Here is a 21046-nt window from a genome sequence, read left to right on the forward strand (position 1 = left end):
CACCACCAAGCCCTCATCGCACTCGCCCGCCGACGCATCAACGTTCTCTACGCGATACTCCGCGACCGCCAGCCCTACCAGCCCCGACCGCCCAAAGCGGCTTGACAGAAACATCAGCCTGTCACCTTCGGTCGGTCGGGTTCGTCGAGCAGCGCGGTCAGCGCCGGATTGTCGATGTCCGCGGCGAGCACGCGCGCCGTTCCCAGCGCACCGTCGTCGCCCAGACGGTGCCGGTGCAGCTGCGACCGCACGACCAGCTCACGCATCTCGCCACGCGCGGCCAGCGCGCCGAGCGTGGCGACCAGCGGCCGCGCGTGCTCCTCCTCGCCGCGGGACAGGGCGGTGTCGATGGCGGTGTCCAGCACGTGCCCCTGCATCCAGTGGTAGCGGTCGGTCACGCGGTTGCAGCGCACCGTCGCCTCGGCGAGCCACTCCGTCGCGGCGCGGTGGTCGCCGCGGCCGGCATTGAGCAGGCCGAGCCCGCGCGCGGCGAACCCCTCCCAGCACGGGTCGCCGACCTGACAGCCCAGCACCCACGACTGCTCGAACGCGTCGGCGGCCGTCTCGAGGTCGCCGTTGCGCAGGTCGACCTCGGCCCGCAGCGCCTGAGGCCAGGGCAGGAACGCCATCCACCGCTGCTGGTGCGCCAGCCGCAGCGACCGGTCGGCCGCGGCCGCCGCCTGGTGCCGCTCGTCGCGCAGCAGGTGCGCCCGGGCCAGGATCGACTGCGACCACGCCTCCTGCCGGTCGTCGCCGGCCGTGCGGGCGCGGTCGATCGACTCGCCGAGGAACCTGATCGCCGCGACGTAGTCGGCCTCGTCGGAGGCGTTCTGCCCACGGACGCCGAGGATCCCGGCCAGCTCGGCGTCGGTCTCGGCCAGCTCCTGCGCCTTGCTCAGCCAGGTCCGCGCGGCGGCCCGGCGACCGGCTTGCACCTCGACGTAGCCCATCTCGCGGTTGCAGCTGACGGCGGTGGCCCGGTCGCCCGCCGCCGTCGCGAACCGCAGCGCCTCGTGCAGGACCAGCGCACCCTCCTCGTCGCGGCCGCGGACCGCGTGCACCAGGGCGGCACCGAGCGCCGTCAGCGTCCGCGCCTGCAACTGCTGGTCGCGGCAGCGCGCCGCCTCGGCGACTGCACGGCGCAGGCACTGGATGCCGGGGTCGACGGCGCCGGCGACGATCGCCGCCCGGCCCGCGTCGAGCTGGCTCAATGCCGCGGCCCGGCCGCTCAGCGGCGGTGTCCTGGGCGAGTCGGACGCGGCCGAGGCCGCCTCCGTCAGCGCGGCCGATGCCTCGAGCCCGAGCTCCCGCATCAGCACGTCCTTCCCGGCCGCCACCTGCCGCATCGCCGCCGTCCGGTCCCCTGCCATCGCCAGGCTGCGGACCAACAGCTCGTGGTTACCCTCTTCGAGCGGGTTGAGCGCCACCACCCGGGCCGCATAAGGGACGGCGTCAGCTGCCCGTCCCGCGGCGAGCAGAGTGACGGCCGCCTGCCGCAGCCGCGTCTCGAGCCGGGCCGACACCCGGTGCCGCTCGACCGCGAGCCACGACTCCACCTCCGGGCACGCCGCGATGTACACCCCCTCGAGCAGCTCGCCCCGGGCCTCCAGCAGCGGCGCGGGGTCGGCCAGCTCGTCCGTCAGCGCTCGCACGTCGACGGCCTCGCCCGGCACGCCGACGGCGACCGGGTCACCGGTGAACACGTCGGGCCGGCCGAGCGTGCGGCGCAGCTCCGCCAGCGTCCAGCGCAGCGCGCCGAGCGGGTCCTCGGCGTCGCCGAAGAACAGTTCCGCCAGCCGCTGCCGGCTCGGCGGCCGGTCGGCGAGCAGCAGGTACGCCAGCAACGCCCAGGCCTTGCGCCCCCGCGGCGGTCTGATCGGGCCGCCGTCGTGCTCGATGACCGGCGGCCCCAGCAATCGGATCGTCCCCATGCGCACCCCCCTCGCCTGGGTTGATTGTCACCCCGATCGGCGGGCCGCGGAATGCTTCGCGGCCCGCCGATCTGGGCGGCGTCCGAGCCCGTCAGGCGCGGACGGAGGCGTGGACGGTGACGGAACGGCCTTCGGCCGTCCACGCCTTGAGGCCGCCGTCCAGGTGCGCGACGTCGGTGTAGCCCAGGTCCTGCAGCGCCCGCGCGGCCAGTGCCGACCGGCCGCCCGACGCGCAGTACAGGATGGTCTGGCCGGCCGGGCTGAACTCGGCGCGGTGATACGGGCTGGCCGGGTCCGCGTAGAACTCGATCATCCCGCGCGGCGCGTGCACGGCCCCCGCGATGACGCCGTCGCGGCTGACCTCCTCCGGCTCGCGGATGTCGATCAGCGTGACGCCGCCGGCCGCGATCCGCTCCGCCACCTCGTGGGTGGTCAGGTTGCGGATCCGGCTCTTGGCGTCTGCCACGAGGTCCTGAACGGACGACTGCTCTGTGCTCACGGTGGTGTTCTCCCCCGTCGGTACGGATGTTCTGACGATCAGGAACGATCCGGCAGCGGCGTGTGAAGCCGCGTGTGACGGGCATTGCCCTGGGATACCCGCGTGCGGGATGCTGCACGGACGATCTTTCGACGGCGCTCTGCGAAAGGAGGACGCGCGATGGCACAGACGCTGGTCGGCGAGCGGGTCGTGCTGCTCGATCCCGCCGGTGCGGCCGTGGGGACCGCCTTGAAGAGCGAGGTCCACCACGAGGCGACGCCGCTGCATCTCGCGTTCTCCTGCTACGTCTTCGACGCGGCCGGCTCCTTGCTGGTCACGAAGCGCGCCGCGGCCAAGACGACCTGGCCGGACGTGTGGACGAACTCGTTCTGCGGCCACCCCGCGCCGGGCGAGGACATCGTGTCGGCGCTGGCCCGGCGGGCGGCCGACGAGCTCACCATCCGCCTGGGGAACGTACGCCCCGTCCTGCCCCGTTTCCGCTACCGCGCGGTCATGCCCAACGGTGTCGTCGAGAACGAGGTCTGCCCGGTCTTCGCCGCCGACACCGCCGACCCGCCCGAACCGCACTCCTCGGAAGTGGGCGGCTTCGAGTGGATCCCCTGGCCCATGTTCCGCGACGACGTCCTGTCCGGACGGCGCGAGGTGTCGCCCTGGTGCGCGCTGCAGGTGGCCGACCTGGCCCGGTTCCCGTCCGACCCGCTGTTCTGGCCGGCCGGCGACCCCGCCGACCTCCCACCCGCCGTCCTCGACCCCGCCGCCTAGGGTCGAGTCAGGGCTGGCTGGCCCCGGCGATGCGGTCGCGGAGCACGGGCACCCAGTGGTCGCCGTAACGTTCCTGCAGCTCAGGAAGCCGCCAGTCCACGCCCGTGACGACGCCTCAGCACGGGGACGCGCCGCAGCGGCAGTCGAGGCGGCAGTCGGGATCGTCGGTGACGGTGGCGTAGTCGAGGTCAGCTCGGCCCCGGCGACCACGGGACCGCGGGTGCGAGCTCGAACGGGTCCGCCCACCAGAGGCCGGGGTCACAGCGTGGTTGCAGCCCTCACCGGCGGCGTCGGCGGGCAGGTCGGTGCGGGTCTACCGTCGCACACGCCGAACCGCTGGAATGATCGAGTACGGCACGGCCTTCCGGCTCGGTTCGATCCGACCCGAGAGGCTTTCGGCGTTTCCGGGCCCCGTGCCGAACCCGCCGGCAGGGCAGAATGCGACGATGGCGACGAACCAGACCCCCGCCCCCACGCGGCTGACCCGCATGACCGACAAGGCCGTGACCGAGCTCGCCGCCCTGCATGCCTTGCTCGAGGACGTCCTCCTCGGCCACGTCGCCGTGGTGGTCGACGGCCATCCGGTCGCGTTCCCGACCGCGGTGGCGCGCGACGGCGAGCGCCTGCTGGTGCACGGCTCGACCGGCTCGTCCTGGCTGCGGTCGCTGAGCAGCGGCGCGCCCGCCTCGGTCACCGTCACCGCCATGGACGCCGTCGTGGTGGCGCGGGCGACGTTCGAGTCGTCGTTCCACTACCGCAGCGCGGTGCTGTTCGGCCGGTTCACGGCACTCGCGGGCGAGGACAAGGAACGCGCGCTCGACGTGCTGGTCGACCGCATCCTGCCCGGCCGCTCCGGCGAGCTGCGCCGCCCGAACAAGCGCGAGCTCGCCGCCACCCTGATCTGCGCGATGCCCATCGACCAGTGGTCGCTCAAGGTGTCCGAGCGCTGGCCTGACGACCTTCCCGAGGACGTCGACGGGCCGGCCTGGGCGGGCATCGTCCCGCTGCGGCACGGCTACGGCGACCCCGTCCCAGCCCCCGACCTACGCGACGGCGTCCCCGTCCCGCCGTCGGTCCGCGCCCTGACTGAGTGAGGCCCGCGCGGGTACGTCCCCGCCATGAACTCGGGCACTGTGCGCGTGATGACCTGGAACGTCTGGTGGCGCTTCGGCGATCGGTGGCGGGAGCGGCAGATCGGCATCGCGGCGTCGCTCGCCGCCCACCGGCCGGACATCGTCGGCCTGCAGGAGTCGTGGTCGGCCCGCGAGTCGTCGCAGGCGGCGGTGCTCGCCGCCCCGCTCGGGCTGCACTCGGTGTTCGGCGGGCCGTCGCTCCCGGACCTGCCCGACCCGCCCGAGTCCGATGACCACGACGGGGTCGGCCTCGGGCTGGCGATCCTCAGCCGCTGGCCGATCCGGCACTCGTGGACGCACCGCCTGCCGTCGAGCCGTGCCGAGCGCCCGGTCGCGCTCGTCGCCGCCGTCGACCACCCCGACGGCGTCCTGCACGTCGTCTGCGCCTGCGCCGAGTACCACGCCCACCTGGCCGAGGACCATTTGGCGCAGACCCGTGAGCTCGCCCGTCTGGTCACCGACCTCAGCACCCGCGACGGCGCCCTGCCGGTGCTGCTGGTCGGCGACCTCAACGCCGGCCCGGACACCCCGGAGATCGAGGCCCTCACCGCCGGCGACGCGGTGACGGACGCGTGGACGCGCAGGGGCGGCGGGGACGGCGACGGCGTCACCTTGAGCGCCGCCCACCCCGACGCGCCCTTGGGGGCGGTGAAGCAGCTCAACCGCCGCATCGACTACGTCATGTTCCGCCCCTCGATCGGCGGCTCCACCCCCAAGGTCACGCACGCCGCCGTCCTGGACGAGCCGCTGAACGGCCTGTACCCGTCCGACCACTTCCCCGTGGTGGTCGACCTCGCGTGGTGATCTGAGTCACTGCCGTTCATGAACGGCAGGGCCGTCTCGTCTCCTTTGGTGAGCACGACGAGAGGAGACGACATGAGGATCTTCGTCGCCGGAGCGTCCGGCGCGATCGGCAGGCACATCGTTCCCCAGCTCGTGGAGCGCGGCCACGAGGTGGTCGGCACCACGCGCTCGGCCGCCAAGACCGGCGCGCTCCGCGGGCTCGGCGCCGAGCCGGTGGTCGTCGACGCCCTCGACCCGGAGGCGGTGGCCGACGCGGTCGCCAAGGCCGAGCCCGAGGTGATCGTCCACCAGCTCACCGCGCTGAACGGACCCATGCGCACCCTGAAGCGGATGGCGGCGGCCACCAACCGGCTGCGCACCGAGGGCACCGACCACCTGCTGGCCGCCGGTCGGGCCGTCGGCGTCCGCGCCGTCGTGGCGCAGAGCAACTACGCCCCGCTGGAACCCGCCGGCGGGCGATTCCTCGACGAGAGCGCGCCGCTCGACCCGAACCCTCCGAAGGACGTCGCCGCCAACGTGGCCGCGCTGCGCCATCTCGAGGACGCGGTGACCGGCATCGCCTGGGCCGACGGCATCGTGCTGCGCTACGGCGGCTTCTACGGCCCGGGGACCGGCCTCGAGACCGCGGAGGACGCGGGCCTGGCCGCGCTGATCCGCAAGCGCCGGTTCCCGATCATCGGTGGCGGCGGCGGGCTGTGGTCGATGGTGCACATCGCCGATGCCGCGTCGGCCACCGTCGCGGCGATCGAGCGGGGCGCGCCGGGGATCTACCATGTCGCCGATGACGACCCCGCGCCCGTGCGCGACATCGTGCTCGAGCTCGCCCGCGTGTTCGGCGCCAAGCCGCCGCGGCGGGTGCCGGCCTGGGTGGTCTGGGCGCTGGCCGGCCGAGGCGCGGTGGAGATCATGACGCAGTCGCGGGCCATCACCAGTGAGAAGATCCGCCGCGAGCTGGGCTGGACGCCACGGTATCCGAGCTGGCGGACGGGTTTCGTCGAGGGAATGAGCTGACCTCCGTCATGACCGGTGCCGACCTCTACGGCGAGCTGCGGCCGCGGGCGTTCGCCATCGCCTACCGCATGCTCGGCAGCGTCAGCGAGGCCGAGGACGTGGTGCAGGAGGCGTTCCTGCGGATGCACCAGACCCTGGAGCGCGACGAGGAGATCGCCTCGCCGCGTGCGTACGTCGCCACGCTGGTCACCCGGCTCGCCATCGACGAGCTGCGCTCGGCCCGCGCACGGCGCGAACGCTACGTCGGCGAGTGGCTGCCGGAGCCGCTGGTCGGCCGGCCGTCGCCCGACCCGACGCCGGCCGAGCAGGCCGAGACGGCCGACTCGCTCTCGCTGGCCTTCCTCGTGCTGCTCGAGAACCTGACGCCGCCGCAGCGGGCCGCGTTCCTGCTGCGCGAGGTGTTCGAGTATCCCTACGCCGAGGTCGCCGAGGTCATCGGCAGCGACGTGGACAGCACCCGGCACCTGGTCGCGAAGGCACGGCGCCACGTCCGTGAGCGCCGGCCACGCCACGCCGCGTCCCGGCAGCAGCGGGAGGCGCTGGCGCAGCGCTTCCTCGCCGCCGCCGGGCAGGGCGACCTGCGGGCACTGGAGTCACTCCTCGCCCGGGACGTGTCCCTGCACGTCGACGGCGGCGGCAAGGTGCCGGCACAGCGCCGGCCCGTCCACGGCCGGTCCCGCGTGGCCCGGACGCTGGCGGCCGGCGTCCCCATGCTGATGCGGCGCGGCGTGCGGGTCGAGGCCGGCGTGGTCAACGGCCAGCCCGGCCTCGTGGCCGTCGACGCCCAGGACCGGCTGGTCGGGATCATGGCCCTGGACGTCGTCGACGGCGAGATCCTCGCGATCCACTCCGTCGCCAACCCCGACAAGCTGGGCGGCGCCGGCACCGTGTAGGCGCCGGCGCCACGAATCCGCCACCTCCTACGGCACGATGTTCTGGTTCAGGTGGAACACGTTGTCCGGGTCGTAGGCGCGCTTCACCGTCCGCAGCCGGTCGTAGTTGGCGCCGTAGTTCACCGGCACCCGGTCCTGGTCGTCGCCGGCCATGAAGTTGACGTAGCCGCCCTCCTCGGAGTGCGGGGCGGTCGCGGCGTAGTAGTCGCGGACCCACCCGATGTTGGCGTCGTTCTGGGCCGGGTCGGGCCACATGCCCGCGATCACCGTCGCGAACGTCGCGTCGCGGTAGGCGAACGCCGTCGCGTCGGGGGCGACCCGCTGGACGGCGCCGTTGATCGGGTAGATGTGCATCGTCGAGTTGACGACGGGCACCTTTGGCCCGTGCGACAGGTGCGCCGAGATCGCATCGTCCGACAGCGTCCGGACGAAGTTCGCCTTCCAGTAGTGCTGCAGCCCAGGCGGCACCAGGCCGTCGAACGCGCTGTTCAGGGCGGGGTAAGGCATCGGCCCGACGTGCTCGGCGACGATGGGAGCGACGTCGCGCAGCGGCTTGAGCGCCTGCTCGCCCTCCTCCAGCGGACCGGCCCAGCAGGCCACGAACGCCAGGAACGGCTCGCCGTGGCGATTTTCCGGGATGAACGGCAGCGGCGGCGCGATCTGGTACGCCGGGAAGCCGCCGAACTGCTCCGGTGCGTCCTGGATGAACTCGCGGTAGAACCGCAGCACGTCGCCGGCATGGTCGAGCGAGAAGAACATCGGGCCGCCGTAGATGTCCTTGACCGGATGCACCCGGAACTCCAGCGACGTCACGACGCCGAAGTTGCCGCCGCCGCCGCGCAGCGCCCAGAACAGGTCGGCGTTCTCCTGCTCGCTCGCCACGACGATGCGGCCGTCCGCCAGCACCACGTCGGCGGAGACCAGGTTGTCGCAGGACAGCCCGAAGCCACGGGCCAGGTAGCCGATGCCGCCGCCCAGCGTCAGCCCGCCGACCCCCGTCGTCGAGATGATGCCGCCGGTGGTGGCCAGCCCGTACGGATAGGTGGCGGCGTTGAAGTCGCCCCAGGTGGCACCGCCCTCGGCGCGCGCCGTCCGGGCGCCCGGGTCGACCCGGACCCCGCGCATGCCGGCCAGGTCGATGACGACGCCGTCGTCGACGGTGCCGAAGCCGGGCACGCTGTGCGAGCCGCCGCGGACCGCGACCTCGAGGTCGTTCGCGCGGGCGTACCGCACGGCGGTCGCCGCGTCACCCGTGTTGGCGACGCGCACCACGGCGCGCGGACGCCGGTCGATCATCGCGTTGTACACGCGCCGGGCCTGGTCGTAGCCCTCGTCGTCGGCCGTGATCACCGTCCCGCGCACCTGCTCGCGCAGTCGGTCCATCGTGAATTCGGCCATGGTGGTTCCCCCTCGTGTCGTTGGCCAGCACCACAGGTCTCCCACCTCGACGTGTGACGCGGCGTGTGACGCGACCCGATCCCGCGCCCTGTTGCCAAGCGGCGCCGGCGGGGAGTAGGACTGGACGGGTGGGCACGGTCGACCAGTGGGTCAGTGCACCTGCGCGCATCGCCGACCCGGACGAGGGGATCTCGGTCGACGAGTTGCGGCTCGCCGCGCGCAACCACGGAATGCCGCTCGAGGCGCTGCGCTACGACGTCACCCCGCCCGGCCTGCATTACCTGCTGACGCACTACGACATCCCGGCGCTCGACCCGGCCGACTGGCGGCTGACGGTGTCCGGTGCGGTCACCCGGCCGCTGTCGCTGAGCCTCGCCGACCTGCGAATCCGCCCGCGGGTGACCCGGCGGGTGACGCTGGAGTGCGCCGGCAACGGCCGCGCCCGGCTGCTGCCGCGCCCTGTCAGCCAGCCCTGGCTCGACGAGGCGGTCGGCACGGCGGAGTGGACCGGGACCCCGCTCGCGGCCGTGCTCGCCGAGGCGGGGGTCGCCGCGACCGCCGTCGACGTCGCGTTCACCGGCGCCGACCACGGCATCGAGCGCGGCGTCGAGCAGGACTACCGCCGCGGCCTGACGCTGGCCGAGGCGATGCGCGACGACGTCCTGCTGGTCGACGAGATGAACGGGGCGCCACTGCTCCCGCAGCACGGGGCGCCGGTCCGGCTGATCGTCCCCGGCTGGTACGGCATGGCGCAGGTGAAGTGGCTGGTCGGCATCGAGGTGCTCGAGACGGAGTTCGACGGCTACCAGAACGTCACGTCGTACCGCGTCAAGCAGGAGCCCGACGAGCCGGGCGAGCCCGTCACCCGGATCATGCCGAAGGCGCTCATCCAGCCGCCCGGCGTGCCCGACTTCCAGAGCCGCGTGCGCGTCGTCGACCACGGCCCGGTGGTCCTTACCGGGCGCGCGTGGTCCGGCTGGGCCCCCGTCGACGCCGTCGAGATCAGCATCGACGACGGTGCCGGCTGGCGGCCCGCCGAGCTCGGCCCGCAGCCGGCCCCGTACGCGTGGCGGTCGTGGCGGTGCAGGTGGGACGCGGTGCCCGGACGGTACGAGCTGCGGGCCCGCGCCCGAGACGCTGCCGGGAACGAGCAGCCGGTCGGCCCGGCCTGGAACCGCCAGGGCATGGCCAACAACCACGCGCAACGGGTCACCGTCGTCGTCCGCTGACGAAACCTCCTCGCCCGACGTTGTCGGGATCGGCCTCCACGGTTCGACGTCTCGGTGGGGACGCACCGTGCGCCCCCTGTGGCACAGACCACTGGGAGGGACGATGAACGCTCTCGCGATCGAGGCCGAGGGTCTGGTCAAGCAGTATCGAGGACGCTCCGGCACCGTCGACGCCGTGCGTGGCGTCGACCTGAACGTCAGTGCGGGCGAGGTCTTCGGGTTCCTGGGCCCGAACGGCGCGGGCAAGTCGACCACCGTGCGCATGCTGACGACACTGCTGTCGATCACGTCGGGCACGGCCCGTGTCGCCGGCATCGACGTCGCGGCCGACCCCGACGCCGTCCGCCGCAGGATCGGCGTCGCGCTGCAGGAGGCCGGACTCGACCATCGGCAGACCGGGCGCGAGCTGATCGTGCTGCAGGCGCGGCTGTTCGGCAGCAGCGCCGCGGAGGCGTCGGCGCGGGCGCAGGAGCTGCTCGAGCTGGTCGAGCTCACCGAGGACGCCGACCGGCGCGTCAAGGGCTACTCCGGCGGCATGAAGCGCCGGCTCGACCTCGCGTCGGCGCTGGTCCACCGGCCCGAGGTGCTGTTCCTCGACGAGCCGACCACGGGGCTCGACCCCGCCAGCCGGCTGAGCGTCTGGGACGAGGTGCGGCGCATCAACCAGCGCGGCACCACGGTCTTCCTGACCACGCAATACCTCGAGGAGGCCGACCAGCTCTGCGACCGGCTCGCGATCATCGACGGCGGCCGCATCGTGCGCGCGGGGACGCCGTCGTCGCTGAAGAAGGAGCTGCGCGAACGGCTCCGGCTGCCTGGCGACGCGCCCGACCCGACGCTGGACGAGGTGTTCCTCGACGCCACCGGCCGGACCCGCGAGCGCGTGGCCGGCGACGTCCAGGAGGTGACCGCATGACCGCGCTGCAACAGGCCGACCTGCTCGGCCGCCGGGCCGTCCGCGAGTCGCTGCGCACGCCCGAGGCGCTCGCGCCGACCCTGTTCATCCCGGTGTTCTTCCTGGTCGTGAACTTCGGCCAGGCCGGCGAGATCTTCCCGTCCGACTCCACGCCATTCCTGTACGGGCAGACCTACGCCGCGTTCCAGCTGCCCAGCTCACTGCTGCTGGCCGCGTCGTTCGGCTCGGCCGCCCTGTACCTCGTCGAGGACATCGAGGGCGGCTACTTCGACAAGCTGCGGGCGGCGCCGGTGTCGCGCGGCGCGTTGGTGCTCGGGCGGCTGCTCGCCGAGGGCCTGAAGACGGCCGTGCTGACGGTCGCGCTGATCATCATCGCGCTGCCGTTCGGTGTGACCATCGCCAGCGGGCCGGCCGGGTTCGTGCTGCTGCTGGTGCTGACGTCGCTGTGGGGCATCGTCTTCACCGGCTTCATGCAGCTCATCGCACTGAAGACGCGCAGCGCGGCGGCCACCAACTCGGGCGGGCTGGTGTTCTTCCCGTTGCTGTTCCTGACGCCCAACTTCGTGCCGCGCGATCTGCTCACCCGGCCCATGGAGATCGCGGCGACGCTCAACCCCGTCACGTATGTCATGGAGGCGCTGCGGTCGCTGATCCTGCAGGACCTGCAGTGGGACGTCCTGGGCCGCGGGTTCGGCGTGGTGGCGGCGTTCGGCGCGCTGATGCTGTTCCTCAACGTGCGGATGGTCCGCCGCTACGACTGAGCCGGCCTCGCTCTCACCACTCTATTGACAACACGTTCCCAAGATGACAACATGTTGTCTATGACCACTAACACCGCACACGTCGCCCTGTACGACACGCTCGCCGACTGGGAGATCGGGCACCTCATCGTCGAGCTGCGCACCGGCCGGTTCACCGGCACGCCGTGGAAGGTCGTCACGGTGGCCGAGTCGGCCGAGCCGGTCACGACCATGGGCGGGCTGCGCATCGTACCCGACCTGGTGCTGGCCGACCTCGACCCGGCGAGCAGCGACCTGCTGGTGCTCGCCGGCGCGGAGTTCTGGGACGCCGGCGGCGGCCGGCCGTGGACCGACGCCGCCCGCAGGTTCCTCGACGCGAGGGTGCCGGTGGCCGCCATCTGCGGCGCGACGGCGGGCCTGGCGCAAGCCGGGCTGCTCGACGACCGCGAGCACACCAGCGCGGCGGCCGGGTACCTGCTGGCGCAGCCCGGCTACGGCGGCCAGGACCGCTACGTCGACGCGCGCGCCGTCGTCGGCGGCGACGTCGTGACGGCCGGGCCGGACTCCCCGGTGCAGTTCGCCCGCTCGACGCTGAGCCGGCTGGGCCTGGCGTCGGACGAGACGCTGCAGGCGTACGAGGACGTGTTCCATCGTGCCGACCCGAGCGCCTACCCGGTGCTCGTGCAGGCACACTGAGCGGCATGACGACGACGGAGATCCCGCCACGCGCGGACTGGCCGGAGCCACCGCCGGCCAGTCCCGCGGGCCGAGCGCTCACCGACATCGCCTTGACGACGTTCCGGCTCAATGCCCGGCTCATGGAGGCCGCCCAGGGCATGGCCGCGGCCGGCGGCATCACCGCCGCGTGGTGGCAGGTGCTCGGCGGCATCCTCGACCAGCCGCGCACGCACGCGGGTATCGGCCGGCTCATGGGCATGTCGCGGCAGGGCGTGCGCCGGGTCGCGGACCTGCTGGTCGAGCAGGGCCTGGCCGAGTACCGCGACAACCCGGCGCACCGCCGGGCCAAGCTGCTGGCCTGCACCGAGGCCGGCTACTGGGCGATCCGGCGCATCTCACTGGTCCAGCACCCGTGGGCCGAGCACATCGGTTCCCAGCTCGACCTCGACGACCTCACCCAGGCCCTCGAGACGATGCGCCGGCTGGTCGGCGTCCTCGAGGCCGAGCAGCCGGCGGACGAACAGGAGCGGACCGGCTGAGACTCAGTGGTCGCCGGCGCGGGCGCCGAAGAGCCCGGCCAGCTCGGGCACCTCGGGCCAGCGCTTCTGGTACTCCCGCCACAGCTGGGCCCAGCCGGTGAGCACCGGGCGGCCGAACTCCGCGCCGAGGGTTTCCAGTCGCTTCACGTGGACGTCGTGTGTGGCGCTGACGCCCGACGGTGTCCGCTTGCGGAAGTTGACCGGGAAGCCGATCAGCGGCAGCGCGCTCCAGGGCAGCTCGATGCGGGTGGTGCTGACGCCGGGAGCGACGGCGAAGGTGGCCACCCGCTGCCAGCCCTCGGTGACCGGGGCGGCCGCCTGCGGCTCGTAGCGCGTCGTCTGGACGTCGATGGAGCACCGCTGCCCCAGGACGGAGTCGAGCTCGAGCACGAGCGCGTTGCGCACCGGGTGGCCGAAGCGCGACACCACCAGGTTCGCCCGCGTCGCCCGGCTCAGGGTGCCCTGCGCGTCGACGTCACCCTCGTTGAACGAGCTCTGGTAGCGGCCGCGCTCGCGCGCACCGGGGCCCCACAGGACCTCGGCGGGCGACGAGCCGGGCGCCTCGACGACGGCCGAGCGCACCCGGGTGCCGTCGGCGCCCATGCGCAGCCGGACGTACTGGTAGCCCAGGAGGCTGGACCGGCTCAGCGCCAGCGGCTCGGCGTCGTACCACGGCAGCGCGCGCTCGAGACCGGTCAGGCCGGCCTCGAGGGTCTGCCGCCAGTCGTCGGACCCGGTCAGCCGGGCGTACTGCGCGATCGACTCGAGGATCGACAGCCAGCCGTTGAGGACGAGGCTCACGGGCCGGGCCGGCGACTCCTCGAACGCCACGAGATCGTGAGCGTTGACAAGAACGCCGCCCTGGTCGACCGGGACCAGCAGCGAGCGCATCACCTGCTCGGCCTGCCGCAGAACGTTCTCGTCCTCGGTGAACTGCCCGAGCCGGGCCAGCTCGACGGCGTAGTAGCACTGCGTCAGGCCGGAGTAGTGCCTGCGGTGCACCCAGGACGACAGTCCCCAGTCGGGCTGCTGCCAGAGCACCCGGGTGCCGTCGAACTCCTCCATCCGCGCCAGTGCGCCCTGCGCGACCAGCGAGGCCGCGGCCAGGTGATCGCTGCGACCGGAGGCCTCGAAGGTGTCGAGGTAGCCCCGGAGCAGGTAGCTGCCGAGGATCGGGTGCGGCACCGCCGAGCCGTCGGGCCGCACGCGGTGCGGGAACCCGTCGGGACCGAACCCGGTCTCCGGGCCCAGCTGTACGCGGCGCGCGGTCTTGGCGTCGACGGCGGGCAGTCCGAGTGCGCGCGGGTCGGCGGCGAGTGCCGGCGCCGCAACGACGTCGGTCATGGAAGGGCCTCCAGGGGTCGCTCACCAACCACGGCGAGTGGGTCGACGGACCTGGGCGCCTCGAGGCCGGCGGGCACCAGACGGGTGATCGCCGTCTCGAACCGCCGCCGCTCCAGCCCCCAGTGGTTCTCCGCGCCGTACTGCAGCGCGGCAGCCCGCGCCTGGGGATAGACGGATGGCTGGAGCAGGTTCGCCGCTGCGGCAGTGAACGATGCGGGGTCGTACGGGTCGTAGACTACGCCGCAACCGGACGAAACCGCCACCTTGCGCAATTCTGGCAAATCCGACGTAATGATCGGCACGCCGACGGCGGTGTATTCGAACACCTTGTTCGGCAGGCTGTAGTAATTGTTGCGCGACACCGGCTGGTACGGAATGAGCCCCACGTCCGCTCCGGCCGTGTACGAGAGCAGCTGTTCCGGAGGCACCGCGGGAAGGATGCGGAACCGGTCGCTGATGCCGCGATCGGCCGCCAGCTGCCACAGCTCGTCCTCCATCGCCCCGAACCCGAGCAGGACCAGCGCCACGTCGGCCGGCAGCTCGCTGACGCCGTCGATGAGCACCTCCAACCCGCGCCCCGGAGCGAAGCCACCCTGGTAGAGCATGATCGTCGCACTCGGCGGCAGGTGCGCCACCCGCCACAGCTCGACCGGCTCGACTTGGTCCGGAAGCTGCGCGCAGTTGCGCACCACGCGCATGCGCTTGAGCCCGTACCGGCGCCGGTACTCGGCGGCGATGCTGTGGTTCACGGAGAACACGACGTCGGCCCGGCGCATGTAGGTGCGCTCGAACGGGCGGAACAGGAACTTGTCGAGCCGGCTCAGGGCGGTGCTCTCGAGATACAGCTCGTGGCAGTCGTGCGCGTGCGGGCTCCCGATCGCCCGCGCGCCGCGGCTGGCGCCGACCAGCCCGGGCAGATCTGAGCTCACCACCAGATCGGGCTCCTCGGCGCGGATCAGCGCCGCGCTGGCCTCCCAGTACGCCAGGAACCGGCTGAACCGGTGCAGCGGGCGCAGCGCCCAGCGCATGGTCCGGATGCTCCATCGCCACGCCGCGTTGCGCCGGCGCCGCACCCGCCGCATCGCGCGCCGGAACGTCCGCACCACGAGCAGGCGCAGCCGCCGGTGCAGCCGGCGCACCCTGAACCACAGGCTCCGGCGCGGTTCACCCGTGGCCGGCGGGCGATCGAAGTCGGACCTGACCCACGCCTGGACACGACGACGATGCCGGCGCCGCACGCGAGCCCGATACCGCTCCAGGCGGCGGACACTCCTCGCACTCATGGCGATCTGGACCCGCTCGAGCCAGGACCGCACTCGAACCTGCCGGACCTCGAATCGCGGGTGAGAGAGATCGCCGCGAATCGGTTCGGGATCGGTGTGGGTGAGGAACACCACGGTGAACCCCATGAGAAGCAGCGTTTCGACGGTTCTGCGAATTCGGCCCCGCAATCGCGGCTTCATGGTCACCACGACGGCCGTTCTGGTACCGGGTTCGTCGCCCCGGCGAACAGATGACGAACGAATGTCGTCGTGCCCGCGTTGCCGCATGGTTCCCCTATCGAATGCGCTCGGTCCCACCCTGCGCGGAATTCAGCGACCCCGGCTCGGCATTCGATTTGAGGCGCACCACTGTTGTACTGCACCAGGCGGCATGAGGGCGAGCGGGGGCCGCACCGCCATGAGAACGGGCAGGCCTCAGGGACGGACGCTCAGGCCCGTGATCAGGGCGGCGCCCAGCAGTGCGAGCACGATCGTCACCGACGCCGCCACCTGAACCTGCAGCAGCGTGCTGCGCAACTCGCGGGCGAACGCCGGCGTCAGCAGCTCGCCCCTCCGCCTGCGCGGCACTCGGAATCTCCCCCGCCTCGGCGTCGCCATGGCGCGCCTCCCCTCCACCGGCGAGGGAGGAGGCTGCACTCCCTCATCACAGGGGAGTCCGGCGAGCGGGCCGTCAGCACGCGGGGCAGGTGTGATCCACGTCATAGCGCCGCCGAACCCTCAGAGAGTGCGGGTCATGAAAACGCTGAGCGGGTCGGGACGATAGTCGGCGAATGGCTCGCAATAGCCGAACCCGAACTTCTCATAGAGCCGTCGGGCAGGGGCGAAGAAATCGTCCGAACCGGTCTCGAGGCTCAGCCGCGTGTACCCCATGGCCCGCGCCTCGTCGATGATGTGCCCCAGCAGCAGCGACGCGATGCCGCTGCGCTTGCGCGCGACGGCGGTGCGCATCGACTTCACCTCGGCGTGCTGCCGGTCGAGCCGCTTGATCGCCCCGCACCCGACGACGCTGCCGCCGTCGCGCACCGCCCAGAACGTCACCTCGGGCTGCCGCAGCCCGTCGAGGTCGAGGGCGTGCTTGCTCTCCGGCGGGGTGATGGACAGCATCTCACGCACGTGCTCGTCGAGGAACGCGGCGATCTCCGGGCCGCGCAGGTCGTCGACGGCGATCTTCATCGCCACTCCCTTCGTCGAGCCCGACTGTAGGACGCCCGTGTCACCGGGAGGTTTCGCGCTCCGCACGGCGGCGGACGTCGCGGAGGATACGGCCGACGGCCACCCGGTGGGCGCCGCTGCCGATGACGAGCATCCGGTAGAGCCGTCCGTGCGGGCCGGGGAAGGCCGCCTCGGTGCGCGCGCCGACCACCGTCCCGCCCGGCGCGACGTCCAGTGTGAAGGTGAGCGCGTAGACGGAGAACCGGTGCCGCCCGGTCAGCCGGACGCGGCGCTGCGGCTCCGCCTCGGCGACGGCGAACCCGGGCACCGCTGCGCCCGGCTCCAGCCCCGCCCCGGCCGCCCGCCGGGGCCGCGTCGCCAGCACGGCATGGAGCAGCGCCGGCGCGGGGTCGCGGACGTGCGCGGCCAGCGCCGACCAGACGGCCTCCGGCGGGGCGGGCACCAGCAGCCGGTGCTCGTCGACGAACGGGAGCGCGGTGCCCGCGTCAGGCACCGGGCTGCACCCGGCCGGGCTGGTCCGGGTCGACCACGTCGGCGTACTCGGGATGGCTCTCGATGTAGCCGGCGACGTACTCGCAGAACACCGTCGCCGTCAGTCCCCGGGCGCGAAGGTCGTCGAGGACGCCGCGGACGAGCCGGCCCCCGACCCCGCGGCCGCGGTACTCCGGCTCGACGGCGGTGTGTGTCAGCACGCGCCGCGTGCCCTCGGCCTCGTAGGCGGTGATCGCCACCAGCGTGTCGCCGACGAGGGCGTCGTAGCTGCGGGCCTCCGGGTTGTCGCGCACGACGATGTCGCCGGCGGCCGGTGCGGATTCGTCGCTCACCTCTGCATCGTGTCACTCCCCGCTAGGGTCGGGGCGTGGGGAACCGGGTCGAGGTCGAGATCGTGGGGTTGGTGGTCTCGCCGGTGCACGCTTACGAGGGCCGGCCGCAGGCCGGTCCGCGGCCCGACCCGGAGCCGGCCGCCCGCACCGAGGTCACCGTCCGCGCCGGGCTCGGGCTGGTGGGCGACCGGTACTTCGGCCACCGGGCGCACCGCAACGCGGCCGTGACGGTGTTCGACGCGGCGGCGCTCGACGAGCTCGCGGCCACTCTCGGCTCGGGTCCGCTCGACCCGCTGCTGACCAGGCGCAACATCATCCTGCGCGGCTTCGGCGTCGACGAGCTCGCGGCACGGCGGCCGCACCCCGGCGCGGTGTTCGCGCTCGACTCCGGCGCCGGGCCGGTCCGCTTCCAGGCGCACCGCCCGGCCAACCCGTGCGCCTGGATGGACGTGGTGCTGGCGCCGGGCGCGTTCCGCGGCCTGCGCGGCCGCGGCGGCGTGCGGTGCACACCTCTCGACGACGGCATGCTGCGGCTCGGCCCGGCGGCCCTCACCGTCTCCTGGCCGGCCGCGACGTAGTGTCAGCCGAGGCCGAGCAGCTCCCAGGTCTTCTTGCCGGGAATGCCGTCGGCGTCGGTGCCCTTCCAGCCCTGATCCTCCTGGAAGGCCTTGACCGCGGCCTGGTCGACGTTCGACCAGCTGCGGCTGGGTCCTTCCTTGTAGAGGTCGCGGTACTTCTTGCCGCGCAGCACCAGCGCGGCACCGACGAGGAGTACGTAGTCGTTCTCCTTGCCGGCCCCGAACACCTCGGGCCCCGGGAACGGAACGACTTCGACAACCACGGGCTCGGCCATGTCCCCTCCAGCGATCGACGACGATCTGAGGCTCAGCGTAGGGAGTGCCGGGCCGTTCCCGCAGGACGTTCGCCGCCTGCTCGTACGCTGGGTCCATGACGACGGAGCACCACGACCAGTTGCGCACCACACTCGGCGTCCTCCGCAGCCGGCGCAGCACCGAGGCCCCCAGCGTCATGGACGAGACCCTCGCCGGCGGCGGGCCGCAGCTGCTGGCGCTGGCTCGCGCCATCGACCCCGTGAACGCCGAGGACCTGGTCCAGACGGCGTATGCCGACGTCCTCGAGCGGTCCGGGTCGGCAGAGCTGCCGGCCGTGCTGGAGCGCCTGGCCGACCTGGCGGTCCAGTACCGCGACAGCGACGTCGACACCGAGCGGGTCCGCGAGGACCGCATCACCGAGATCGCCGACACCGGGCCCGACGAGGACAGCCCCGCCGAGCTGTACTACCCCTCGTTCTACGAGGAGACCACCGACCTCGGCGACTGGGTCGACTCCCCGAACTCGTGGCCCGACGGCGCCCGCGTCCTGGGCCCTGACGCCGAGATCGACACCGAGGAGCTCTACGGCGTCGTCGACGGCGCACTCGCGGAGCTGCCGGCCGCGCAGGCCACGCTGCTGAACCTGGTCGACGTCCAGGACATCCCGATCGAGGTCGCCGCCCGCACCGCCGGGCTCGACCCGGCCGCGGCCCGCAAGGCCATCGGCCGGGCCCGCCACCACGTCCGGCAGCGGCTGCACGCCTACCTCGACGGCACCGAGTCGGCCTGACGGCCGGCGCCGGGCGCTCCTCGCGGCCGGTCGCGCGGCCGGTGGCGCGGCAGGCCGCACCCGCCGCCGCCGGGATGGACCCGTCGACGTCGAGGACCGGCCAGCCGGTCGTCCGACGGATACGCCGGCGACCCGGAGACGTCGATCAGCCGTACTCCGTCACCCAGCACCCTTGGCATGGAACGGGCCCGCGGCTACCGTGGCACGACGTTCCATGCTGGAGTCCGCTGGTCTCGCCGAGGAGTGCCCCCCATGCCACGAATCGCCGTCGCCGCCGCCCTCGCCACACTGCTGGCGGCCGCCACCCTGCCGTTGACGACGGCCGCCGGCGCTTCGGCCGAGGCGCCCGCCGTCCGCACGTTCGACGACGAGACGCTCGGCGCCGCACCAGCGGGCTACACGGTCCAGGGCGACGTCACCGTCGCCGAGGCGCCGTTCGGCCCGGCCGGCAACCGCGCGCTGCACCTCACCGACAGCAACCGGGCACTGCAGACCCGGCTGCACATTCCCGCACAGGTCACGGCCGCTCGGCGGTTCGACTTCGACCTCGCGCTGCACTCCACGAGGCAGCCGGTCTTCATCGCCGTCCACGCGGCCGGCGACAACCCCGCGCTGGGGATGTACCGGTTCATGATCACGCCCGTGTACGCCTACGGCGGCAGCACCACCGCCCAGGTCCTGGTCTACGACGGGCGCCAGTACGTGCGGTTCGCGACCGTGCCGATGCTCACCGCGCGCGACCACCCGAGCCGCGTCAGCATCGCCGCCGGCACCGAGGCCGCCGTGCTCACGGTGAACGGAATGTCGTTCCGCACCACCGTCAAGGCCTCGGGCGGCAGCGGGATCACCAGCATCGAGCTCGCCTCGAGCGGCAGCGCCCCCGTGGGCTCGGACGCCTACGTCGACGACGTCGGGCTGTCCGACATCGACCCGGCCGGCCCGGCGCTGGCCGCAGGACTCCCCGTCGTCGGCACCCTGCAGGACTACACCGCCGAGAAACACCCCGCGTCGACCGTCGTGGCGACCATCGACGAGCCGGGCCTGCGGGCGTCGCAGGTCCGGGCGCGCGTCGTCGTCGACGGTGTGGACACGCCGTTCCCCGCCCGCGTGCACGGCGAGCCCGGACGGCTCTCCGTGAGCGCCGCGATCGACGCCGACGACATCGGGCTACACCCCGTCACCGTCACGGTCACCGACCTGCGCACCCATGTCACGCGCTCGGTCCAGCAGCGCATCCAGGCATACTCGCCGATCCCCACGCAGGTGGTCGCCCAGGAGCCGGCCGGCGCGGCCGAGCCGCGCTTCCCCGACGCCGTCCGGCTGGCCGACGGCACCATCGTCCTCGCCTACCACCTGGCCGACGGGCACACGAACGCCGACGGCGTCGTCCGGGTCGTGCGCTCGACCGACGGCGGGGCGACGTGGACGGCGCCGGTCACCGTCGTCGCCACGGCGGGCGACAACCGCGACCCGAAGCTCAGCGTGCTGCGCGACGGGACCGTGCTGCTGACGGTGTTCCGCACCGACTGGTCGACCCGGCCGGAGAGCAACCTCGGCACCTTCGTCTATCGCTCGACCGACGGCGGCCTCACGTTCCCCGCGGTCACGCGCATCGACAGCGCACAGCCCGGCGCCTGGCAGCACGGCCCCGCCGTCGAGCTCCCGAACGGCGACATCCTGCAGCCGCTGTACGGCTACGGCGCCCGGGTGGCCCGCAGCACCGACGGCGGCCGCACCTTCCCCGCGTCGAACGAGCTGACCGTCGTCGAGGACGACGTGCGCTACTCCAACGGCGAGCCGAACATCGTCCGGCTGCCCAGCGGCGAGCTCGTCATGCAGATCCGCCGCCACGACAACCTGCTGGCGATCGAGAGCGAGTCCACCCTCGTCCGCTCCTTCGACGACGGCGTCACCTGGACGACCCCCGAGCCGATCGGCCTGCCGACGTCGTCGGCGCACCTGCTGCTGGCGGAGGACGGATCGCTGCTGGTCACGTACGGCGACTACTCCCAGGCGGGGCGGCCCACCTACGGCGCGCTGATCGACGACCCGTCGGGCCCCTGGACGGAGCACCGCACGCGGGCGCTGTACAACTCCGGCTGGGAGGACCAGGCCAACCCCACCAGCGTCCAGCTCGACGACGGCTCGTTCCTCACCTTCGGCTTCGACGTCGCCGACCGGACCGTCGTCTCGTTCCGCACCACGGCGGCCGACTACGAGTGAGCCGCGCTCGGCACCCCTCCGGAGTCGATCATCTCGCCCGGTC

The 21046-nt window shown here is 73.0% G+C and carries 23 protein-coding genes; 13 read left to right on the forward strand and 10 right to left on the reverse strand.

Annotated elements, in window-relative coordinates:
• Positions 1-113: 113 nt before the first annotated feature.
• A complete protein-coding gene (locus E1212_RS04960; protein ID WP_131979951.1) occupies positions 114-1931 on the reverse strand; it encodes an AfsR/SARP family transcriptional regulator in 1818 nt (605 codons plus the stop codon).
• A 91-nt stretch (positions 1932-2022) separates the two neighbouring features.
• A complete protein-coding gene (locus tag E1212_RS29905; protein WP_203416420.1) occupies positions 2023-2430 on the reverse strand; it encodes a rhodanese-like domain-containing protein in 408 nt (135 codons plus the stop codon).
• A gap of 159 nt (positions 2431-2589) precedes the next feature.
• On the opposite strand from E1212_RS29905, the gene idi reads away from it, so the two are divergent.
• The 5 genes from idi to E1212_RS04990 all read left to right on the forward strand — a co-directional run bounded on the left by idi (position 2590) and on the right by E1212_RS04990 (position 7033).
• The gene (gene idi / locus E1212_RS04970) at positions 2590-3192 is read left to right on the forward strand and encodes an isopentenyl-diphosphate Delta-isomerase (RefSeq protein WP_131979955.1); all 603 of its coding nucleotides are present in this window, start codon (positions 2590-2592) and stop codon (positions 3190-3192) included.
• Between the two features lie 446 nt (positions 3193-3638).
• Positions 3639-4286, forward strand: coding sequence for a pyridoxamine 5'-phosphate oxidase family protein (locus E1212_RS04975; RefSeq protein WP_203416422.1), 648 nt, complete (start codon positions 3639-3641; stop codon positions 4284-4286).
• A 48-nt stretch (positions 4287-4334) separates the two neighbouring features.
• Complete coding sequence (locus E1212_RS04980) at positions 4335-5129, forward strand: endonuclease/exonuclease/phosphatase family protein (RefSeq protein ID WP_162605316.1); 795 nt, start codon at positions 4335-4337, stop codon at positions 5127-5129.
• A 72-nt stretch (positions 5130-5201) separates the two neighbouring features.
• Positions 5202-6140 carry an NAD-dependent epimerase/dehydratase family protein gene (locus E1212_RS04985; protein WP_131979959.1) on the forward strand — a complete coding sequence of 313 codons (939 nt, stop codon included), beginning with the start codon at positions 5202-5204 and terminating at the stop codon, positions 6138-6140.
• 8 nt (positions 6141-6148) lie between these two features.
• Complete coding sequence (locus tag E1212_RS04990) at positions 6149-7033, forward strand: RNA polymerase sigma-70 factor (protein WP_131979961.1); 885 nt, start codon at positions 6149-6151, stop codon at positions 7031-7033.
• Positions 7034-7060: 27 nt separating this feature from the next.
• On the opposite strand, the gene E1212_RS04995 is transcribed toward E1212_RS04990, so the two are convergent.
• A complete protein-coding gene (locus tag E1212_RS04995; RefSeq protein ID WP_131979963.1) occupies positions 7061-8431 on the reverse strand; it encodes an FAD-binding oxidoreductase in 1371 nt (456 codons plus the stop codon).
• 128 nt (positions 8432-8559) lie between these two features.
• Between E1212_RS04995 and E1212_RS05000 the strand changes: the two genes are divergently transcribed.
• From E1212_RS05000 to E1212_RS05020, 5 genes are all read left to right on the forward strand, one after another.
• The gene (locus E1212_RS05000) at positions 8560-9660 is read left to right on the forward strand and encodes a sulfite oxidase (RefSeq protein ID WP_131979965.1); all 1101 of its coding nucleotides are present in this window, start codon (positions 8560-8562) and stop codon (positions 9658-9660) included.
• A 103-nt stretch (positions 9661-9763) separates the two neighbouring features.
• The gene (locus E1212_RS05005; RefSeq protein WP_131979967.1) at positions 9764-10576 is read left to right on the forward strand and encodes an ABC transporter ATP-binding protein; all 813 of its coding nucleotides are present in this window, start codon (positions 9764-9766) and stop codon (positions 10574-10576) included.
• The gene (locus E1212_RS05010) at positions 10573-11337 is read left to right on the forward strand and encodes an ABC transporter permease (RefSeq protein WP_131979969.1); all 765 of its coding nucleotides are present in this window, start codon (positions 10573-10575) and stop codon (positions 11335-11337) included. Before E1212_RS05005 ends, E1212_RS05010 begins: the two co-directional genes overlap by 4 nt.
• 60 nt (positions 11338-11397) lie before the next feature.
• A complete protein-coding gene (locus E1212_RS05015) occupies positions 11398-12012 on the forward strand; it encodes a DJ-1/PfpI family protein (protein WP_131979971.1) in 615 nt (204 codons plus the stop codon).
• A 5-nt stretch (positions 12013-12017) separates the two neighbouring features.
• Positions 12018-12533: a MarR family winged helix-turn-helix transcriptional regulator gene (locus E1212_RS05020; protein WP_131979973.1), complete on the forward strand. Its 516-nt coding sequence runs from the start codon at positions 12018-12020 to the stop codon at positions 12531-12533.
• Between the two features lie 3 nt (positions 12534-12536).
• Here the strand turns inward: E1212_RS05020 and E1212_RS05025 are convergent, their stop codons facing one another.
• The 6 genes from E1212_RS05025 to E1212_RS05045 all read right to left on the reverse strand — a co-directional run bounded on the left by E1212_RS05025 (position 12537) and on the right by E1212_RS05045 (position 17157).
• Positions 12537-13877 (reverse strand): D-glucuronyl C5-epimerase family protein, encoded by a 1341-nt coding sequence (locus tag E1212_RS05025; RefSeq protein WP_131979975.1) that lies wholly within the window; start codon positions 13875-13877, stop codon positions 12537-12539.
• Positions 13874-15340: a glycosyltransferase gene (locus tag E1212_RS05030; protein ID WP_238992253.1), complete on the reverse strand. Its 1467-nt coding sequence runs from the start codon at positions 15338-15340 to the stop codon at positions 13874-13876. The genes E1212_RS05025 and E1212_RS05030 overlap by 4 nt, the downstream gene beginning before the upstream one ends.
• 234 nt (positions 15341-15574) lie before the next feature.
• Entirely contained in the window at positions 15575-15727 is a 153-nt protein-coding gene (locus E1212_RS29255) for a hypothetical protein (RefSeq protein ID WP_162605318.1), read from the reverse strand.
• A gap of 150 nt (positions 15728-15877) precedes the next feature.
• A complete protein-coding gene (locus E1212_RS05035; protein WP_131979979.1) occupies positions 15878-16333 on the reverse strand; it encodes a GNAT family N-acetyltransferase in 456 nt (151 codons plus the stop codon).
• A 40-nt stretch (positions 16334-16373) separates the two neighbouring features.
• Positions 16374-16826, reverse strand: coding sequence for a hypothetical protein (locus E1212_RS29260; protein WP_162605319.1), 453 nt, complete (start codon positions 16824-16826; stop codon positions 16374-16376).
• Positions 16819-17157, reverse strand: coding sequence for a GNAT family N-acetyltransferase (locus tag E1212_RS05045; protein WP_131979981.1), 339 nt, complete (start codon positions 17155-17157; stop codon positions 16819-16821). Before E1212_RS05045 ends, E1212_RS29260 begins: the two co-directional genes overlap by 8 nt.
• Before the next feature lie 35 nt (positions 17158-17192).
• Here E1212_RS05045 and E1212_RS05050 point away from each other — a divergent pair, with 35 nt between their 5' ends.
• Positions 17193-17735: an MOSC domain-containing protein gene (locus E1212_RS05050; protein ID WP_131979983.1), complete on the forward strand. Its 543-nt coding sequence runs from the start codon at positions 17193-17195 to the stop codon at positions 17733-17735.
• Between the two features lie 2 nt (positions 17736-17737).
• Here E1212_RS05050 and E1212_RS05055 read toward each other — a convergent pair whose 3' ends face one another.
• Complete coding sequence (locus E1212_RS05055; protein ID WP_131979985.1) at positions 17738-18010, reverse strand: peptidoglycan-binding protein; 273 nt, start codon at positions 18008-18010, stop codon at positions 17738-17740.
• A 95-nt stretch (positions 18011-18105) separates the two neighbouring features.
• Between E1212_RS05055 and E1212_RS05060 the strand changes: the two genes are divergently transcribed.
• Positions 18106-18780: an RNA polymerase sigma factor gene (locus tag E1212_RS05060; protein ID WP_131979987.1), complete on the forward strand. Its 675-nt coding sequence runs from the start codon at positions 18106-18108 to the stop codon at positions 18778-18780.
• A gap of 252 nt (positions 18781-19032) precedes the next feature.
• A complete protein-coding gene (locus E1212_RS05065; protein ID WP_162605320.1) occupies positions 19033-21003 on the forward strand; it encodes a sialidase family protein in 1971 nt (656 codons plus the stop codon).
• The last annotated feature ends 43 nt before the right edge of the window (positions 21004-21046 follow it).

The sequence above is a fragment of the Jiangella ureilytica genome, from assembly GCF_004348545.1.
GTDB classification, from domain to species: Bacteria; Actinomycetota; Actinomycetes; order Jiangellales; family Jiangellaceae; genus Jiangella; species Jiangella ureilytica.

What these genes read in the sequence shown, in the direction of transcription:
- E1212_RS04960 (WP_131979951.1), bottom strand. Translation starts at nt 1,931, where the DNA reads ATGGGGACGATCCGATTGCTGGGGCCGCCGGTCATCGAGCACGACGGC.
- idi (WP_131979955.1), top strand. Translation starts at nt 2,590, where the DNA reads ATGGCACAGACGCTGGTCGGCGAGCGGGTCGTGCTGCTCGATCCCGCC.
- E1212_RS04975 (WP_203416422.1), top strand. Translation starts at nt 3,639, where the DNA reads ATGGCGACGAACCAGACCCCCGCCCCCACGCGGCTGACCCGCATGACC.
- E1212_RS04980 (WP_162605316.1), top strand. Translation starts at nt 4,335, where the DNA reads ATGACCTGGAACGTCTGGTGGCGCTTCGGCGATCGGTGGCGGGAGCGG.
- E1212_RS04985 (WP_131979959.1), top strand. Translation starts at nt 5,202, where the DNA reads ATGAGGATCTTCGTCGCCGGAGCGTCCGGCGCGATCGGCAGGCACATC.
- E1212_RS04990 (WP_131979961.1), top strand. Translation starts at nt 6,149, where the DNA reads ATGACCGGTGCCGACCTCTACGGCGAGCTGCGGCCGCGGGCGTTCGCC.
- E1212_RS04995 (WP_131979963.1), bottom strand. Translation starts at nt 8,431, where the DNA reads ATGGCCGAATTCACGATGGACCGACTGCGCGAGCAGGTGCGCGGGACG.
- E1212_RS05005 (WP_131979967.1), top strand. Translation starts at nt 9,764, where the DNA reads ATGAACGCTCTCGCGATCGAGGCCGAGGGTCTGGTCAAGCAGTATCGA.
- E1212_RS05010 (WP_131979969.1), top strand. Translation starts at nt 10,573, where the DNA reads ATGACCGCGCTGCAACAGGCCGACCTGCTCGGCCGCCGGGCCGTCCGC.
- E1212_RS05015 (WP_131979971.1), top strand. Translation starts at nt 11,398, where the DNA reads ATGACCACTAACACCGCACACGTCGCCCTGTACGACACGCTCGCCGAC.
- E1212_RS05020 (WP_131979973.1), top strand. Translation starts at nt 12,018, where the DNA reads ATGACGACGACGGAGATCCCGCCACGCGCGGACTGGCCGGAGCCACCG.
- E1212_RS05025 (WP_131979975.1), bottom strand. Translation starts at nt 13,877, where the DNA reads ATGACCGACGTCGTTGCGGCGCCGGCACTCGCCGCCGACCCGCGCGCA.
- E1212_RS05030 (WP_238992253.1), bottom strand. Translation starts at nt 15,340, where the DNA reads ATGAAGCCGCGATTGCGGGGCCGAATTCGCAGAACCGTCGAAACGCTG.
- E1212_RS05035 (WP_131979979.1), bottom strand. Translation starts at nt 16,333, where the DNA reads ATGAAGATCGCCGTCGACGACCTGCGCGGCCCGGAGATCGCCGCGTTC.
- E1212_RS05055 (WP_131979985.1), bottom strand. Translation starts at nt 18,010, where the DNA reads ATGGCCGAGCCCGTGGTTGTCGAAGTCGTTCCGTTCCCGGGGCCCGAG.
- E1212_RS05060 (WP_131979987.1), top strand. Translation starts at nt 18,106, where the DNA reads ATGACGACGGAGCACCACGACCAGTTGCGCACCACACTCGGCGTCCTC.
- E1212_RS05065 (WP_162605320.1), top strand. Translation starts at nt 19,033, where the DNA reads ATGCCACGAATCGCCGTCGCCGCCGCCCTCGCCACACTGCTGGCGGCC.